At 55.0% G+C, this 15686-nt stretch carries 10 protein-coding genes; 8 read left to right on the top strand and 2 right to left on the bottom strand.

The window, feature by feature from the left end; genetic code table 11:
• The first annotated feature begins 3125 nt into the window (after positions 1 to 3125).
• The 5 genes from lepA (at position 3126) to CLV84_RS20410 (ending at position 11489) form a co-directional block, all read left to right on the top strand.
• Positions 3126 to 4913: a translation elongation factor 4 gene (lepA, locus tag CLV84_RS20430; RefSeq protein ID WP_104421701.1), complete on the top strand. Its 1788-nt coding sequence runs from the start codon at positions 3126 to 3128 to the stop codon at positions 4911 to 4913.
• 123 nt (positions 4914 to 5036) lie between these two features.
• Positions 5037 to 7577: a transglycosylase domain-containing protein gene (locus tag CLV84_RS20425; protein WP_104421700.1), complete on the top strand. Its 2541-nt coding sequence runs from the start codon at positions 5037 to 5039 to the stop codon at positions 7575 to 7577.
• Between the two features lie 45 nt (positions 7578 to 7622).
• Positions 7623 to 9428 (top strand): asparagine synthase (glutamine-hydrolyzing), encoded by a 1806-nt coding sequence (gene asnB / locus CLV84_RS20420; RefSeq protein ID WP_104421699.1) that lies wholly within the window; start codon positions 7623 to 7625, stop codon positions 9426 to 9428.
• A gap of 11 nt (positions 9429 to 9439) precedes the next feature.
• Positions 9440 to 10600 carry a glycosyltransferase gene (locus CLV84_RS20415; RefSeq protein WP_104421698.1) on the top strand — a complete coding sequence of 387 codons (1161 nt, stop codon included), beginning with the start codon at positions 9440 to 9442 and terminating at the stop codon, positions 10598 to 10600.
• Complete coding sequence (locus CLV84_RS20410; RefSeq protein ID WP_170067802.1) at positions 10593 to 11489, top strand: glycosyltransferase family 2 protein; 897 nt, start codon at positions 10593 to 10595, stop codon at positions 11487 to 11489. Before CLV84_RS20415 ends, CLV84_RS20410 begins: the two co-directional genes overlap by 8 nt.
• Here the strand turns inward: CLV84_RS20410 and purB are convergent.
• Complete coding sequence (gene purB / locus CLV84_RS20405) at positions 11486 to 12826, bottom strand: adenylosuccinate lyase (protein WP_104421696.1); 1341 nt, start codon at positions 12824 to 12826, stop codon at positions 11486 to 11488. The genes CLV84_RS20410 and purB overlap by 4 nt on opposite strands.
• A gap of 80 nt (positions 12827 to 12906) precedes the next feature.
• Positions 12907 to 13278, bottom strand: coding sequence for a hypothetical protein (locus CLV84_RS20400; RefSeq protein WP_104421695.1), 372 nt, complete (start codon positions 13276 to 13278; stop codon positions 12907 to 12909).
• A 133-nt stretch (positions 13279 to 13411) separates the two neighbouring features.
• Between CLV84_RS20400 and CLV84_RS20395 the strand changes: the two genes are divergently transcribed.
• From CLV84_RS20395 to CLV84_RS20385, 3 genes are all read left to right on the top strand, one after another.
• On the top strand, positions 13412 to 13639 hold the full coding sequence (locus tag CLV84_RS20395; protein ID WP_104421694.1) for a CcmD family protein: 228 nt from the start codon (positions 13412 to 13414) through the stop codon (positions 13637 to 13639).
• Complete coding sequence (locus CLV84_RS20390; protein ID WP_104421693.1) at positions 13632 to 15050, top strand: Glu/Leu/Phe/Val family dehydrogenase; 1419 nt, start codon at positions 13632 to 13634, stop codon at positions 15048 to 15050. The genes CLV84_RS20395 and CLV84_RS20390 overlap by 8 nt, the downstream gene beginning before the upstream one ends.
• Before the next feature lie 99 nt (positions 15051 to 15149).
• A complete protein-coding gene (locus CLV84_RS20385; RefSeq protein WP_104421692.1) occupies positions 15150 to 15629 on the top strand; it encodes an Lrp/AsnC family transcriptional regulator in 480 nt (159 codons plus the stop codon).
• Positions 15630 to 15686 lie beyond the last annotated feature (57 nt).

Below are 15686 nucleotides of genomic sequence, written 5' to 3'. Positions count from 1 at the left end.
ATCTGTCCGTTCAGGTTAAGCTTATCCAAAAAGATGCCTCCGGCGCCCCCGTAATTGATGCCGAAATTGATGGTATCCCGGTCGATAAGGCTTAACAAGGTCAACTGATCGAGGATGGGTTTGCCATTCACCAGGGTGCTGTCGATGAGGAGATCGAGCTCCCCCTCCGATCCTTCCCCCTTCGTTCTAACGATCAGGTCTACGAAGGAAAGGTTGTCGTAGGTAAAGCGGGGTGCAATCAGTTCCGCGCGTAAAGCGTCCTGAAAGCCGTCGTAGCTCCCGGTGAGATGTACGTCGACGAGGGGGCCGAGCTTCGGGTTGATCAGCCGGTTGAGACCTTTGGAGTCCAGGATCGTGACATCGAAACTGAAGCGGTTGTCGGTTGGGAAGGCCCGGGGCATTTTAATTTGCAGTCGGTCTGCCCATCCGGGGTAATATTCCACTAAGTATTTCGTGAGGCTGGAAGAAACCTCGTTAATGTCGAAGCGACCGACGATCTCCCCTTTTGCTACATCACTTTCTAGTTTGACGACTTTTTGCCCCGCCTCATTGAAGTTGGAGTAGGCCAGCAGCTGCCCGATGTTGATGACGGCGGTGTCCCGAATTACGCGGAAGCTATCCAAATCGATGCGTCCTTCCATATCGCTGAATACGGTATTGACGATATTCAGGTCGACGTCGCCGGAAAGTATGATGAGCCGTTCGCTCAGGTTCAGTGCCTGAAGGTCCATACGGTTGATTTCCGCACTGAAGTCGAAAACCGGGATGCTGTCACGAAAATTCAGCTCCCCGAGAAAGTTCAGGTCGATATTTTCATCGGCAATGGCGAAACTACCGTCAAAAAATTCTTGCTGCAACCGACCGTTAATCCGGGCGTTTTCGTACCGATACTCCTTGAATTCCAGGGTTTCGATCGTGGCATTGAGGTTGGCGTTGGCGGTGCCGGAGGTAAGGCCCTGGCCATCCTCGATAGTGGCGGTGAAGTTGACGATCCCAAGGTCCTCGTTGTTGATCCAGGTGCCCAGGTCGAAGCGGTCGAGCGATAGCGATCCGCTGTATTCTGCCCGCTCGGCACCGTTCTCGATGTCGAGCCGCATATCCAGGATAGCCCGTCCGATGTCTGTCCGCAGATCGCCCTTAGCAGCAAAATCCGTGAAAAAGCCGTCGAACCGACCGTTGAAGTTCAACCGGCCCAATTTGCTGAAGTTTGCCGGCAGGTTCATCCGGGGGATGAGGCGTCGCAGGGAGGTAACGCTGGTCCGCAGGGCGTCGAGTTCCAGGTTCAGGGCCTCCGAACCCGGTTGCGCCAGGTTGCGACTACTGAAGCTGCCTTCGAGATAATTGTTTTCATCCAATGCCAGCACCACGTCTTGCGCCCGCAAGTTGTTGACGCGGCCGGTAAAGGATCCCCCGAGACGGATATTCCGGTCGCGATTGTCCCGGAAGAAGGGATTAAAGCGAAGGTTCCGGGCAAAATACAGTATGTCCCGAATGCTAACCATGCTCGGTTGGAGTTCGATATTCATCCGCACGCGGTCGTTGAATTCGGACCAGGATTCCCAACCGCCGGGAAAGGTAAAACTGAGGGAATCGGCAAGCGAACTGTTGGGGGTAATCAGGGCCAGGTCGTTAAAGACCAACTCCGTCGGGGCAATCCGTAGTTCCCTGACGCTGAGCCGGTCGAGAACGAAACCACTCCTCTCCTCGAGGCTGAGATGTTCCACGGCCGCGGACATCTCACCGGAAGCATACACCACGTCGGTCAGTTCCAGGTTAATGTCGGAAACGCCCAGCCGTGCGAAGTCAACCGACTCAATGTCAGCCGTTTCAATCGGTGGCTTACGGTAATTATTGAGATCGAACACGCCGTCAATTATTTCCAGCGCATCTATGGCAACCTGGAGACTCACCCGGTTGCTGTCCGTCAGCGTACTATCGATGGACCGGATGGCTTGGTCTAACCCCGGCACGGAGCTGAGCGGGGTAGGTGGGATGGAAGTCTGCCGCACGACCGGTCGCCTGATCTCCGCGGTTTCGAGGCGAATGCGCTTGTTGGGGAAATCGAGTTCGTCGATGTAGATGACGGCTGACTCCAGCGCTACATCGAAGCGCTGCCCGCGAACACTGTCGTCTTGAATGAAGGCGATATTCTCCAGGTCAAGCCGGTCCAGGGCGAGATTAATGGGTTTTTTGGGGTTGTCAGAGGCGGGAAAGAGCCGTTGCAGGGCGGTTTCCAGGTTGGTCTCGGCATCTCCCAGATCCCGGCGAATCTTAAATCGGGTATTCGCAATCGTCAGTTCCTCGATCTCCACGGAGTTATCGAGAAGGGATAACAGGTTGAAATCCGCCTGTATTTCGTCCCCGTAAAGCAGGGTATCCCCGTACTTATCCTCCACGAATACGCCCTGTATGGTCAATTCGTCGAACCACGACAGCCGCGCGTAGTCGATGGTGACTTCCGTTTCCAGGGTTCTGCTCAGTCCTGCGGTGATCCGATCGACCAACCAATTTTGAAAATCCGGTAACTGCAGCAGCCCGAGCAGGAAGACCACCGTAACGACCAGCCAGACGAAGAGCTTGCGCATCCGGTGCCACCAGCGGCGTTTCCGCTTGCGGGGCGGCCGGGGCGTTGATGCGTCAGTTGGTTCTTCCATGGATCAGGGTAACGGGAACATAACGCATTGTATCCGGGGGGAGTTGTAGCCACGCAGTTGCACGAGCTGCCGTATCCCAATCGCTGCTATCTACGTCGGCAACCGGCAATCGGCCGCGGGCAACAACAGCGTGCCGGGGCGGGTGGGTATAGCTGCTAAGCTAATGGATAACTATAAGGATAACTGGCCCTTACACCGTGGAACATGGCCAATGGAGATAAGCCCCGTGCACGGATCGATTGACCTCCGCTTGTTCCCCTGGGCGGCAGGATCGGTTTTCATCATGCTCCAATCATAATACCTAAACCCGCTCGTAGCGCTCGGTGCCGTTCGGGGAGGCGTAGGAAGCAATCATCGTAACGAATTGGTGGTTGCTGACGTCGGTAATCCGGGAAGGCCGCTGAAAAACCAAAGGATGGCACCGGCTGTTAGCTATCTTTGTGCCCTAACCACCGTCAATCCCTTCGTGCCTTGAAGAACATCCGCAACTTTTGCGTCATAGCTCACATCGATCACGGTAAATCTACCCTATCCGATCGCCTCCTCGATTTCACCCAATCGGTGAACGAACGGGAGCGCATGGATCAACAGCTTGACGATATGGATCTCGAGCGGGAGCGTGGCATTACCATTAAGAGTCATGCCATCCAGATGCACTATCCCCACGAGGACGGTGAGATCTATACCTTCAACATGATCGATACGCCCGGTCACGTGGACTTCAGCTACGAAGTTTCCCGGTCGATCGCGGCCTGCGAGGGCGCGCTCCTTTTGGTGGATGCCACCCAGGGAATTCAGGCCCAGACCATCTCCAACCTCTTTCTGGCCCTGGAGCACGAGCTCGAGATCATCCCCGTCCTGAATAAGGTGGACATGGAAACCGCCATGATCGAGGAAATGGCGGACCAGATGATCGAACTGACCGGCTGCTCGCGGGAAGACATCATCTTAGCGTCGGGCAAGACCGGTATCGGGGTACCGGAAATCATGAAGGCGGTCGTCGAGCGGATTCCCGCGCCCAGCGGCGATCCGGAGGCACCGCTACAGGCCCTTATCTTTGATTCGGTCTTCAATCCGTTCCGTGGCGTCATTGCATACGTCCGTGTCATGAACGGCGAGCTGAACAAGCACGATAACCTGCGATTCATTGCCACTGAATCCGTCTACGAGGCCAACGAAGTCGGCGCGATGGAAATCACCCCCAAGCCGCAGGACAAGATCAGCTGCGGCAACGTTGGTTACATCGTTACTGGTCTGAAGACTTCCTCCGAGATCAAGGTAGGAGACACGGTGACCCTCGAAGACCGGCCCGGCAAGCGGCTCGCCGGGTTCGAGGAAGTCAAGCCCATGGTCTTTGCCGGTATTTTTCCGCTGGACAACGACGACTTCGAGCCCCTCCGCGACAGCCTCGAGAAACTCCAGCTCAACGACGCGAGCCTGGTCTTCGAACCGGAAACCAGTGCTGCACTCGGCTACGGGTTTCGCTGCGGATTTTTGGGCATGCTGCACCTGGAGATCGTGCAGGAACGGCTCTTCCGGGAGTTCAATATGGATGTGATCACCACGGTGCCCAACGTGACCTACCGGGTAACGGATACAAAGGGCAACGTATCGGAGATCCGGAACCCCGCCGAATTGCCGGACGTCAATCACCGGGCCCGGGTAGACGAACCCATCATCTCCGCCCAGATCATCACCACTACCGATTACATCGGGGCGATCATGACCCTGTGCATTGATAAGCGGGGAACGCTGACCAAGCAAACCTACCTCAGCCCCGAACGGGTGGAATTGCACTTCGTGCTGCCGCTGGCCGAGATCGTGTTCGACTTCTACGACCGCCTCAAGTCGATCAGTCGCGGCTACGCCAGCTTCGATTACCAACCCAAGGGGTACGAGGAGACGGATCTCGTGCGCATGGACATCAAGCTAAACGGTGAGAACGTCGATGCCCTTTCCGCACTGGTTCACCGGAGCAAGGCCGAGCAAATCGGCCGACAAATGTGTAAGAAACTACGTGAATTGCTGCCGCGCCAGCAGTTCGTTATTGCCATCCAGGCGGCGATCGGCGCCAAGGTGATCGCCCGGGAAACGCTTTCCGCCATGCGCAAGGACGTTACCGCCAAGTGTTACGGTGGCGACATCAGCCGGAAGCGGAAGCTCCTCGAGAAGCAGAAGGCCGGTAAGCGGAAGATGCGGCAGTTTGGAAAAGTCGAAGTGCCGCAAAAAGCGTTCCTGGATGTCTTAAAGCTTGACTAAAGGGCAATTAACCCGCGCTCCGTCGCAAGGAAATTGAAGGTGGATACGTTCACTTAGAATTTAAGGGACTGTCTTCCGGAATGCGGTACGCCGGGACGGGACAGGACCAGCTAACGCACCATAATGACCAGGATGACTTCTTTTCTTTTCGGTAGCGCCTCCGGTTGGATGCGGATTGCCCTGATTGCGTTCTGGGCCCTCGTTCTGCTCGTGCCGGTCGGTATTTTCGTTCTATTCTTCAGCCTTAGCTTCACCGACCTGCCGTCCGTCACCGAACTGGAGAATCCTAAGAACAACGAGGCCAGCCCGGTGCTGGCTAGTGATGGCACGGTGCTCGGAAGGTTCTTCGTAGAGAACCGGGTGATGGTCAATTTCGACGACCTGGGGCCCCACCTCGAGGCCGCCCTCGTCAGTACGGAAGACGAACGATACTACCGCCACAGCGGAATAGACTGGCAGTCACTGCCCCGGGTAGCCATCAAGACGGCCCTCCTCGGGCAGGAGTCCGCCGGGGGGGGATCCACGATCACCCAGCAGCTGGCTAAGTTGCTCTTCACCGAGCAGGTAAGTGCGAACCTCTTCGAACGCGGCTTTCAGAAGCTGAAGGAATGGATCATTGCCGTACGACTGGAACGGAAATATACCAAAGAGGAGATCATCGCGATGTACCTGAATCGGTATGACTTCATCAATGGAGCGCAGGGAATCCGGGCCGCCGCGGAGAACTACTTCGATGGCAAGCGCCCCAACGATCTGACGGTAGAAGAGTCGGCCATGCTGGTCGGCATGCTCAAAAACGCATCCCTCTACAACCCCCTCCGCTTCCCGGAGCGTACGGAGCAGCGTCGAAATCAGGTACTGCAGCAAATGGTGCGCAATCACCGGATCACCCAAACGGAATACGACTCATTGGCCCAGCTCCCCCTGGGAGTCAAGTTTACCCGCCAACGACACGATGATGGCCTAGCCCCGTACTTCCGCATGATACTGGCCGAGGAGGCCAAGCGGATACTTCAACAGGATACCTACCGCAAACCGGACGGCCAGGCCTACGATCTGTACCGCGACGGGCTGACCTTTTACACGACGATCGATCCCCGCATGCAGCAGCACGCCGAGGAACAGGCGCGGCTGCACATGAAGCAACTCCAGGATCAGTTTTTCACCCACTGGGACGGAATGGACCCCTGGACGTACACCAATCCGAATTCCGAAACGGAGGTACGGGTAGAACGCCGACTGGAGAGCCTGCGGAACGCCATCCGCCAGTCGGACCGGTACCAGGCGTATCGACGCGATATCCTGGTTCCGGTCATTCGGAGGATCATCGAGAAAGTGGATTTCCGCTTTTCCCTCAACGATCGCGAAATCCAACGCATGATCGAAGAGCAGGAGCGTGGCGGCGTAATCACCGACGCCGTCAACCGAAACCTTATTTCCGAAGACTTTGCGGCCCAGCACCGGGAGGTAATGGACCTGCCCGAATTTGCGGAACTTCGGGCGGCGTGGACCAAACTGCAGGAAACGGTCGAGACGGAGTTCAATAAGGAAACCGAGATGCGCGTCTTCACCTACGACAACGAGGCCATGGAAACGGATACGACCATGACGCCGCTCGATAGCATTCGCTACCACAAGATGATCCTCCAGATCGGCAGCATGTCCGTCGAGCCCCACACCGGCTTCGTGCGGACGTGGGTGGGGGGCAGCAACTTTAAGTGGTTCCAGTACGACCACGTGACCTCGAAGCGGCAGGTCGGCTCCACTTTCAAACCATTCATCTACGCGGCAAGTATCGACCTGCGGGGCATCACGCCCTGTTTGCGGGTGATCGACCAGCCGGTGACCATCGGGCCGGGCGACGGTAACTTCGGACTCAATGATCCCTGGACGCCCCGTAACTCAAGCGGGTCGTACTCCTACGAGGACTACACCCTATACCAGGGCCTGAAGAATTCGGTGAATACCATTTCGGCCTACCTCATGAAGGAGCTGGCCAGTACCGAGCCGGTGCGCAACATGGTCGCCAACATGGGCATCCCGAAGAGCCAGATACCGGCGGCCCCCTCCATCGCCCTGGGTTCGGTGGACCTCACCGTACAACAGCTCACCGGGGCCTATACCACCTTCGGCAACAACGGGGTATTCATTCGACCGGTCTACCTCACCAAGATCGAAGACCGTACCGGGCGGGTCATTTACGAGTACCTGCCGGAGGAAAGCCCGGCAATCAGTCCCCAGGCCAACTACGTAATGGTCAATATGCTCGGACGGGCGTCGGTAGGTAACCTTCGCGGCGTAGAAGGACCGGTCGGCGGTAAAACGGGTACCACCAACGATCAGACGGACGGCTGGTTCATGGGACTTACCCCGGAACTGATCGTGGGTACCTGGGTAGGGGGCGACGAACGGTGGATTCGCTTCCGGAGCCTGGGGCTTGGCGCGGGTTCCAACATGGCCAAACCCTTCTTCCGTCGGTTCGTCAGTACCGCCCAGGCCGACGAGAGCATCGGCTGGGATACGCAGGCTGACTGGGTTCGGCCTTCCGGCGAACTCGGGATCGAAATGAACTGCGATGCCTACTACGGAGGTAGCAACGACTCCCTGGCCGTGGATCGGCCGTTGCTTAACGACGATCCGTTTGGGAATAGCCCGGATTTTTAGGGTGCGCCGGAGCGCGGGTGGGATGAGAATTGAAGAATAGAGGCGATGTGTGGCATTTATGGGCAAATTGCTGACTTGCCGGACACCGTGTTCCTGACGAACGCAGAATTTGCCAGTAAACAATTAGCCCACCGCGGCCCCAATGGATCCGGGGTGGAACTCGGAGAGGGATTCTGCTTTGCACACCGTCGTCTAGCCATTTTCGACACCTCTGCCCTCGGTATACAACCGATGACGGGTTGGGGGCATACGATCGTTTTCAACGGTGCGGTTTACAACTGGAAAGAACTACGTGAGGAGCTAACCAAGGCGGGCTACCAGTTCCGTAGCCAAACCGATACGGAAGTTATTTTGGCTGCTTACGATCAATGGGGCACGAATTGTTTTGAGCGATTCAATGGAATGTGGGCGATGGCTATCGCCACGCCAGAAGCCCGGAAAATCGTTCTCAGCAGGGATCGGTTCGGTATCAAACCGCTTTACTATGCGCTGGATAACGGACTGACGTTTAGTTCCGAGCCCAAGGTTGTTGCATCCACTTCGGGTAGGCAACCTCAGATTAATCGACAAGTTGCTAAGGAATTTATTGAATACGGTTGGCAAGACCATCGGCCTGAAACTTTGTACGAAGGGGTAATGCAGTTCCCGCCCGGTCATTATGCCATCGTTACAACCCGGGGGGCGCTAAATTTCCGACTCGCAGCCTATCACGACCTGCAGCAAGCTTCCTCCCTCACGCCGGTTCCGAAGAACCGAAAGGAGGCCATCGACAAATTGCGGTGCTTATTGATCGATAGTGTGGTCCTGCGTACCCGATCGGATGTAGGCCGGTGCGTAACGCTTTCGGGTGGGATCGACAGCAGTAGTATAGCGGGAATGATGACCCGGTTCACACAGGTCAAACCGTCAACTTATTCGGCGCTTTTCCCCGATTACAAATTTGATGAGTCCCGCTACGTTACTGCCGTCAAGCAACTGCATGGGCTTCGGGGCATTACCTATCGGCCCTCCTACGAAGAAGTACTGGGCGCGTTTGCTGCTACGCAACGTGCCCAGGGACAGCCCATCGCTTCCCTGGCGGTGGTGGTGCACTACGAGCTGATGCGGACGATCCGTGACCACGGTGAGCGTGTCTTGCTGAACGGCCAGGGAGCGGATGAAATAGGTGGTGGATATGATAAGTTCTACTTGCCGCTCATTAAGGAGGAGTTGCGTCGCCAACCCTTAGTTGCGTTCGGTACCATGCTGCGTTACGTTACGCAACAACCGGTGAATCTTGGTAAGACGGTTTCCCGGCTTAGTGGGCTGTACCGGCAATCCGGCCCGGGGCGCTCCAGCATTGCTGGTAGCTATTTCGATTTACCTGACCAAGATTTGTTTTGCCGGAGCCGGGACCTGGGCGTCTACGAGACCTCGGTAAATTTGATTAAGGAGGTAGGGCTTCCCGTGCTGCTTCGGCACGAAGACCGAAATACGATGGCCTTTGGCCTGGAAAGTCGGGCGCCATTTTTAGATCATCGCGTGGTGGAATTCATGCTGGCGCTACCGGCGAATTGGAAGATTAGGCATGCGATCAGGAAGCATGCTATCAGAAGTGCCTGTCGGGAAGTGTTACCCGATGAGGTCTTTTATCGGTACAACAAGTTGGGATTCGCTACCCCGGCTACTCAGTGGATGGAGCAGGACGCTGACCGCTACCTTAGGTCGGTTGACGAGGGGGTGAAGCTGGGCTTTTTTTCCGACACCACGGGGGGGCGGTGTCGGGCAGCCTTGCACCGGCGGGCCCGCAATGAATACAGTATGCTTTTCCGCTGTTATTCCTGGATGCAGTTTGTAACTAACGAAGTGTAAATTACGGCGCAATGCATGTGTTGTTCATTTCATCCTGGTGGCCAACGGTGGTGCACCCCACCAATGGAAACTTCGTTGAAAAGCACGCAAGATTGATGGGCCGCCGGCATACGTTGACGGTTATGGCAGTGCAGGATGATGTAAGCCTCGAAGCTTTTGAGTTGAAACTATCGATAAAGGAAACCGAATCCTACACACAATACATCATGTATTACGGACGGCGAAGCGGAACTTTTGGTTTTCTTCATCTTCTCAATCGTATGCGGGCTTACTTCGTCTGTTGGCGTAAAATACGCTTTAGCATTCCCAGGCTTCCCCACCTTATCCATGGACATATACTGGTAGACGGGGGGATCGTAGCTGCCATACTTGGCCGACGCTACAATATTCCAGTTGCGATTACGGAGCATGCCTCGATTTGGAGCGATTCAGACAGTATTGGGCAACTAAAGCACCGCTTGGCCAAGTGGGCTTGCGCAACCGCTTCCATCATCCTTCCAGTAACCTACCAACTTGGACGACGCATGCAGGAGGGGCACGATTTGCGTGGAAGGTACCGTACCATTAGTAATGTCGTAGACGACCAACTATTTACCTACAAAGAGAAGCAAAACCGAAAAAGAGAACCCCTGCGGTTGTTGCATGTATCAAACTTCGATCCTCGCTTTAAAAACGTTGCCGGTTTGCTGAGCGTCTTCGCTAAGTTGAAAACACAGAACCCTGATCTATACCATCTTACCCTAGCTGGGGACGGTGATAGGAGCGAAGTTGAAGCGTGGATACACCACGCCGGGTTGTTAAAAAGTGAGGTTTGTGTCAGCGGGCCCCACACGGAGTCCGAAGTAGCTGACCTGATGGCAGCTGCGGATGTATTCGTTCTGTTTAGTGACCAAGAAAACCAACCCGTGGTGCTATTAGAAGCTCAGTGTTGTGGCCTACCTTGTATTGCGACGCGCGTAGGAGGTGTGGAGCGTATAATCATAGAAGGAGTTACCGGATATTTAGTCGACCCGGGCGACGAAGCCGCACTTGAAGCCACGGTGAAGAGGATCCACAAGTCCTTCGGGCAATTTGACAGACAAGCGATTAGCGACCGAGCCACTGCGCTTTATGGTAACAAGGCTGTCGCCAATCAAATGGATGAGGTCTACAGCCAAATTGTGGATGGATAATACAGTACTTCCTAAGTTTTCCGTAATCATTCCAACCCTTAATCGCCCCGAACTACTTCAGCGGGCGTTGCAGTCGGTTACTTCGCAAACTTATACCAACTGGGAAATCATTGTTGTTGATGACGGCTCTTACCCAAGAGCAAATACAAGCCTTCAACCCTTTTTCACGGACCCTCGAATCGCTTATTGCTGGCAATCTTGCGGTGGCCCCGGCTTGGCCAGAAAAAAAGGAGCCGCTTTAGCGACGGGTGATTTCGTATGCTTCCTGGATGACGACGATTACTATCTGCCAGAGCATTTTTCAGTGGTCTGCCGCGCAATTCTGAATGGATTACCGGAAGCCGCTATTCTAGCCACGGGTATGCTAAGGAAAACGGTGAATGGAAAAACCTACAAGGAACATTTGTACTCTTCCGGCCACGCATTAAACGCCTACTGGAGCGCTCCGCATAGCTTGCTGCCTTTCGTGTTTTCTCGAAGCATTGTTTCTACTCACCCAATAATAACGGTGAAATCTCCCATCGAGGATTTTGAGTGGTTATGTGGCCTGCTCTCAGATTGCCCGCTAACGCAAATAGATACCTATACCGTAGTGTACGTTGACCATGCAACAAACAGAACCACGACCCTGAATGATAAGACTTCTTTGTATGCACGGGAAGCCGTACTGTTTCGACTGTACCAGCGCCCCTCGATTCGTAAGACGATCAGCCACCAACGTTATTTAGAAATGGTCACCCACCAAAGGCTGCACTGGACCCGGCAGTGTATTCGGGAACGGCAGTGGAAGAAGGCGATATATGGATTCAGCCGGGGGATAAAATCGGCACAATGGGCCAATGCCCGAGAAATCGTTTATACTATTTATGTGGCGCTAAAGACATTTTAGTACTTGCCGACGTAATTATCCGGGAAAATCAATTTCAATTCCTTCTTAATTCCTTCAGCTACGTCGAGGCTGTCGATGAAGGTCCGGATTGCTATTTCATCGATATGCTCCACCCCCCGCGTCAACTCCTTCAACGCCTCATAAGGCTTAGGGTAGCCCTCCCGCCGCAATATGTTCTGAATTGCCTCGGCCGTCACCATCCAATTCGCCTCCAGGTCGGATTGCAGTTTCGTTTCGTTCAGCAGCAGTTTGCCCAGCCCTTTCTCGATGGCCTGTACGGCGATCAGGATGTGGGCCAGCGGTACGCCGACGTTGCGCAGCACGGTGGAGTCGGTAAGGTCGCGCTGGAGACGGGAAACGGGCAGTTTATCCGCCAGGTGGCCCAAAATGGCACGGGCCAGCCCCAGGTTACCTTCGGCGTTTTCGAAGTCGATGGGATTGACCTTGTGGGGCATGGCCGAGCTGCCGATTTCCCCGGCCACCGTTCGCTGACGGAAGTACTCCATGCTGATGTACGTCCAGATGTCCTGGCACAAATCGATGAGGATGGTTGCAATCCGGGAAAGGGCGTGGAAGGTCGCGCCCAGATTGTCGTAGTGCTCGATTTGGGTCGTCGGGTAGCTACGCTGTAAACCAAGATCCTCCGCGACGAAGCGATCGGCAAAAGCGTGCCAGTCGTAATCCGGATAGGCGACGTAATGGGCGTTCAGGTTACCCGTGGCTCCACCGAATTTCGCCGATGAAGGTACTGCCTCCAATTGCCGAAGCTGTTCGCGCAGACGGGTCGTCCACACGGCGAATTCCTTACCCAACAGGGTAGGGGAGGCCGGCTGTCCGTGCGTTCTGGCCAGCATCGGGATTTCTTTCCAATCACTGACCAGCTTATCAAGCTGATCGAGTAGGCGATTAAAGGCCGGCACGATTACTTCGCGCAGGCCGTGCTTCAGGCTGAGCGGTATGGCCGTGTTGTTAATGTCCTGACTGGTGAGGCCGAAATGCACGAATTCCAGGATGTCACCCATTCCCCTTTCCTTCAGTTTATCCTTTAGGAAGTACTCAACTGCCTTGACATCGTGATTCGTGATCCGCTCGGTTTGTTTGATCGTCTCCGCGTCGTGTTGATTGAAGGTGGTCACAATGTCGGTGAGCTCGTCAATAGCCTTCCGGTCGGCAGAAGCAACCTGTGGTAAACCCAATTTATACAGGGCCTGCAGGTATTTCACCTCGACCAGTACCCGGTATTTGATCAGTCCGAATTCGCTGAAGTAGGGGGACAAGGCTTCGACCTTTCCGGCGTACCGGCCGTCGACCGGGCTGATGGCATTGAGTGCGGACATGCGGTAATTTTGTCCGCAAAGGTAAGCAAGCGGAAAGATGCGTCCCGACCTACCGGTCCGTCCTCCTTATCCTTAAAAGGTCAGACGAAGAATTCCTCGTCCAGTTCAGGCTTTCCGCCATCCCGGGTGATGTGGTAGGGCTTGGCTTCGTTATCCGGCAGCGTCCGTGGATCGACCCGCGATACCGGGGTTTTGGAGCTGGCCAACAGGCATCGATCGTTACGAAATACGTCGACGGTAACCGAGCCCCACCAATTCATGCCAATCTCCACGCGGTATTTATCGACCCCTTGACCGTCGGCGGCGTCCACCGTAAAATAATGGCTGCGGCCGAAAATGCTGTATCCCGAGCTGGCCAGTTGACCGTTAAAGTAGACTTTTTCTTCCCCGGTCCACAGGCTGTTGTGAACTTCCAGTAAGTCATCCTGGATAGGGAGGGCAAGGATTCGCATGGCAAGTAGGTTTGTTATTCACCGAAGGTCGGAAGTAGTTGGACGTCGTGCATCTCCGCTCGACGAACGCTAAGCATTTTCGGATGACCGTCGACCCAATGCTTACCTTCGCCCTGCCTAACCAGCCGACCATATGTACCGTTACCGCTATAACCTCTTGCTATTCCTGGTCTGTCTCAGTTCCGGAACCCTTCTCGCCCAATCGGGCGTCGAACCCGCCCCCGACTTTCTGAGAAGCATTGGTAAGATCTACGTGGTAGTGGCCGTTATCGTCGTTGTTTTCGTCGGCCTTGCCGTTTACCTGTGGCGACTCGACCGACGCCTAACCAGTATTGAAAATCAAATAGAAGATCATGCGTGACAATTCGTTTTTAGAAAGCGTGGGTCGGTACTTCGACGCCGCCGCCCCCCATACGGGGCTTCCCGAAGGGCTTTTGAGCCAAATCAAGATTTGTAACAGCGTCTACCAGATTTACTTTCCCGTAAAGATCAACGGGGAAGTCCAGGTTATCGAGGCCTACCGCGCTCAGCACAGCCACCACCGTAGCCCGACTAAGGGCGGTATCCGCTACTCCAATCACGTCAACCAGGAGGAGGTAGTGGCCCTGGCGACCCTGATGTCGTATAAGTGTGCGATCGTTGACGTTCCCTTCGGTGGAGCTAAAGGCGGCGTCCGGATCAATCCCTGGGAATACACGGAGGAAGACCTGGAAAAGATCACCCGTCGCTATACTACCGAGCTCATCCGGCGAAAATTCATCGGACCGGCCATCGACGTACCCGCGCCCGACTACGGAACCGGGCCCCGGGAAATGGCCTGGATCTACGATACGTACCGCAGTTTTCACCCCGACGACATCAATGCCGCCGGTTGCGTGACCGGCAAACCAGTGAGCCAGAACGGGGTCAGGGGAAGGACAGAAGCTACCGGTCGGGGCGTGTTCTACGGTATCCGTGAGGCGTGTAACCAGCCCGATCTGATGGACCGCCTGGGGCTAAATCTCGGCATCAAGGGCAAAACTATGGTTGTGCAGGGTCTTGGTAATGTCGGATCGCATACGGCGACGATCAGCCAGGATGAGGGCGGGGTAGTCATCATCGGAGTTTCCGAGGTGGAAGGCGCTATCTACAACCCCGATGGTTTTGACATCCACGACGTTATCCGGCACCGAGCCGAACACGGCAGCATCCTCACTTACCCCGGCGCGAAAGCGTTTGGAAAGGAAGAGCGTCGGGCCGTAATGGAATTTGAATGCGACATTCTCGTTCCCGCCGCCCTGGAAAATCAGATCGACGAACACAACGCCGGTAACGTAAAAGCCAAAATCGTGGCGGAAGCCGCCAACGGTCCCGTGACGGCGAGCGGCGCGGCAATTCTCGCCGAGCTTGGCGTGGTGGTGCTGCCAGACATTTACCTGAACGCGGGTGGCGTCACGGTGAGCTATTTCGAATGGCTCAAGAACCTGAGCCATATGCGATTCGGCCGCCTCCAAAAGCGGTTCGACGAGCAAAATTACCAGCGTATTGTAGAGCAAATCGAAACCACCACCGGACGCGCCATAAGCGATCGCGATCGCCAGATGATCATTCACGGCGCGGATGAAATTGACTTGGTCCGCTCCGGACTCGAGGAAACGATGATCACCGGCTTTCAGGGGATCTACGAACTGTACAAAGAGAAAGAAGGCATTAAGGACTTACGTACCGCAGCCTTCGCCCTGGCAATCAGCAAGATATCAAACGATTACATCAGCCTGGGAATTTGGCCGTAACCGTAAACACGGCGAATATTATGCTTTTTCCCGGTAAATTGTGAAATAATAGTTGGTGCGGCTATCTTTGCCGCATCAACTTCGCTTACCGATTACTATATGTCCGATAAACTTGACAAGATCGATCTCAGCATCCTGAAGATTCTCCAGGATAACAGTAAGATCACCAACCTCGACCTGTCCAAACGCATCGGACTCAGTCCGGCTCCCACGCTGGAACGGGTGAAGAAGCTGGAACAGAACGAAGTCATCCAGAGCTATCACGCCAAAGTGAGCCCAGAGGCGATCGGCCTCATGGTGAAAACCTTTGTGTTGGTTTCCCTGGATTGGCGCAAGAACCAAGCTAGGGAGAATTTTCTCGAACAGGTACAGAGTATCGAGGAGATCACGGAATGCTACATCATTACCGGAGAAGCCGATTTTCTGATCAAGATTGTCTGTAAGGATATTCCTACTTACGAGCGGTTGCTGTTCAAAACCCTCCAACAGATTGACGAAATCGAACGGCTCAAGACATTAATGACGCTGTCTACCGTCAAGGATGTCAAGCGCTTACCCTACGACTACGATCAGGAGTAGGCCGAGACCTCCTCGCCGTACTCCGTTGCTTTACCGATATATCCTTCCCCCCTCGAT

Source organism: Neolewinella xylanilytica, assembly GCF_002934605.1.
GTDB classification, from domain to species: Bacteria; Bacteroidota; Bacteroidia; order Chitinophagales; family Saprospiraceae; genus Neolewinella; species Neolewinella xylanilytica.
This window is presented reverse-complemented; position numbering and strand designations above follow the sequence as displayed.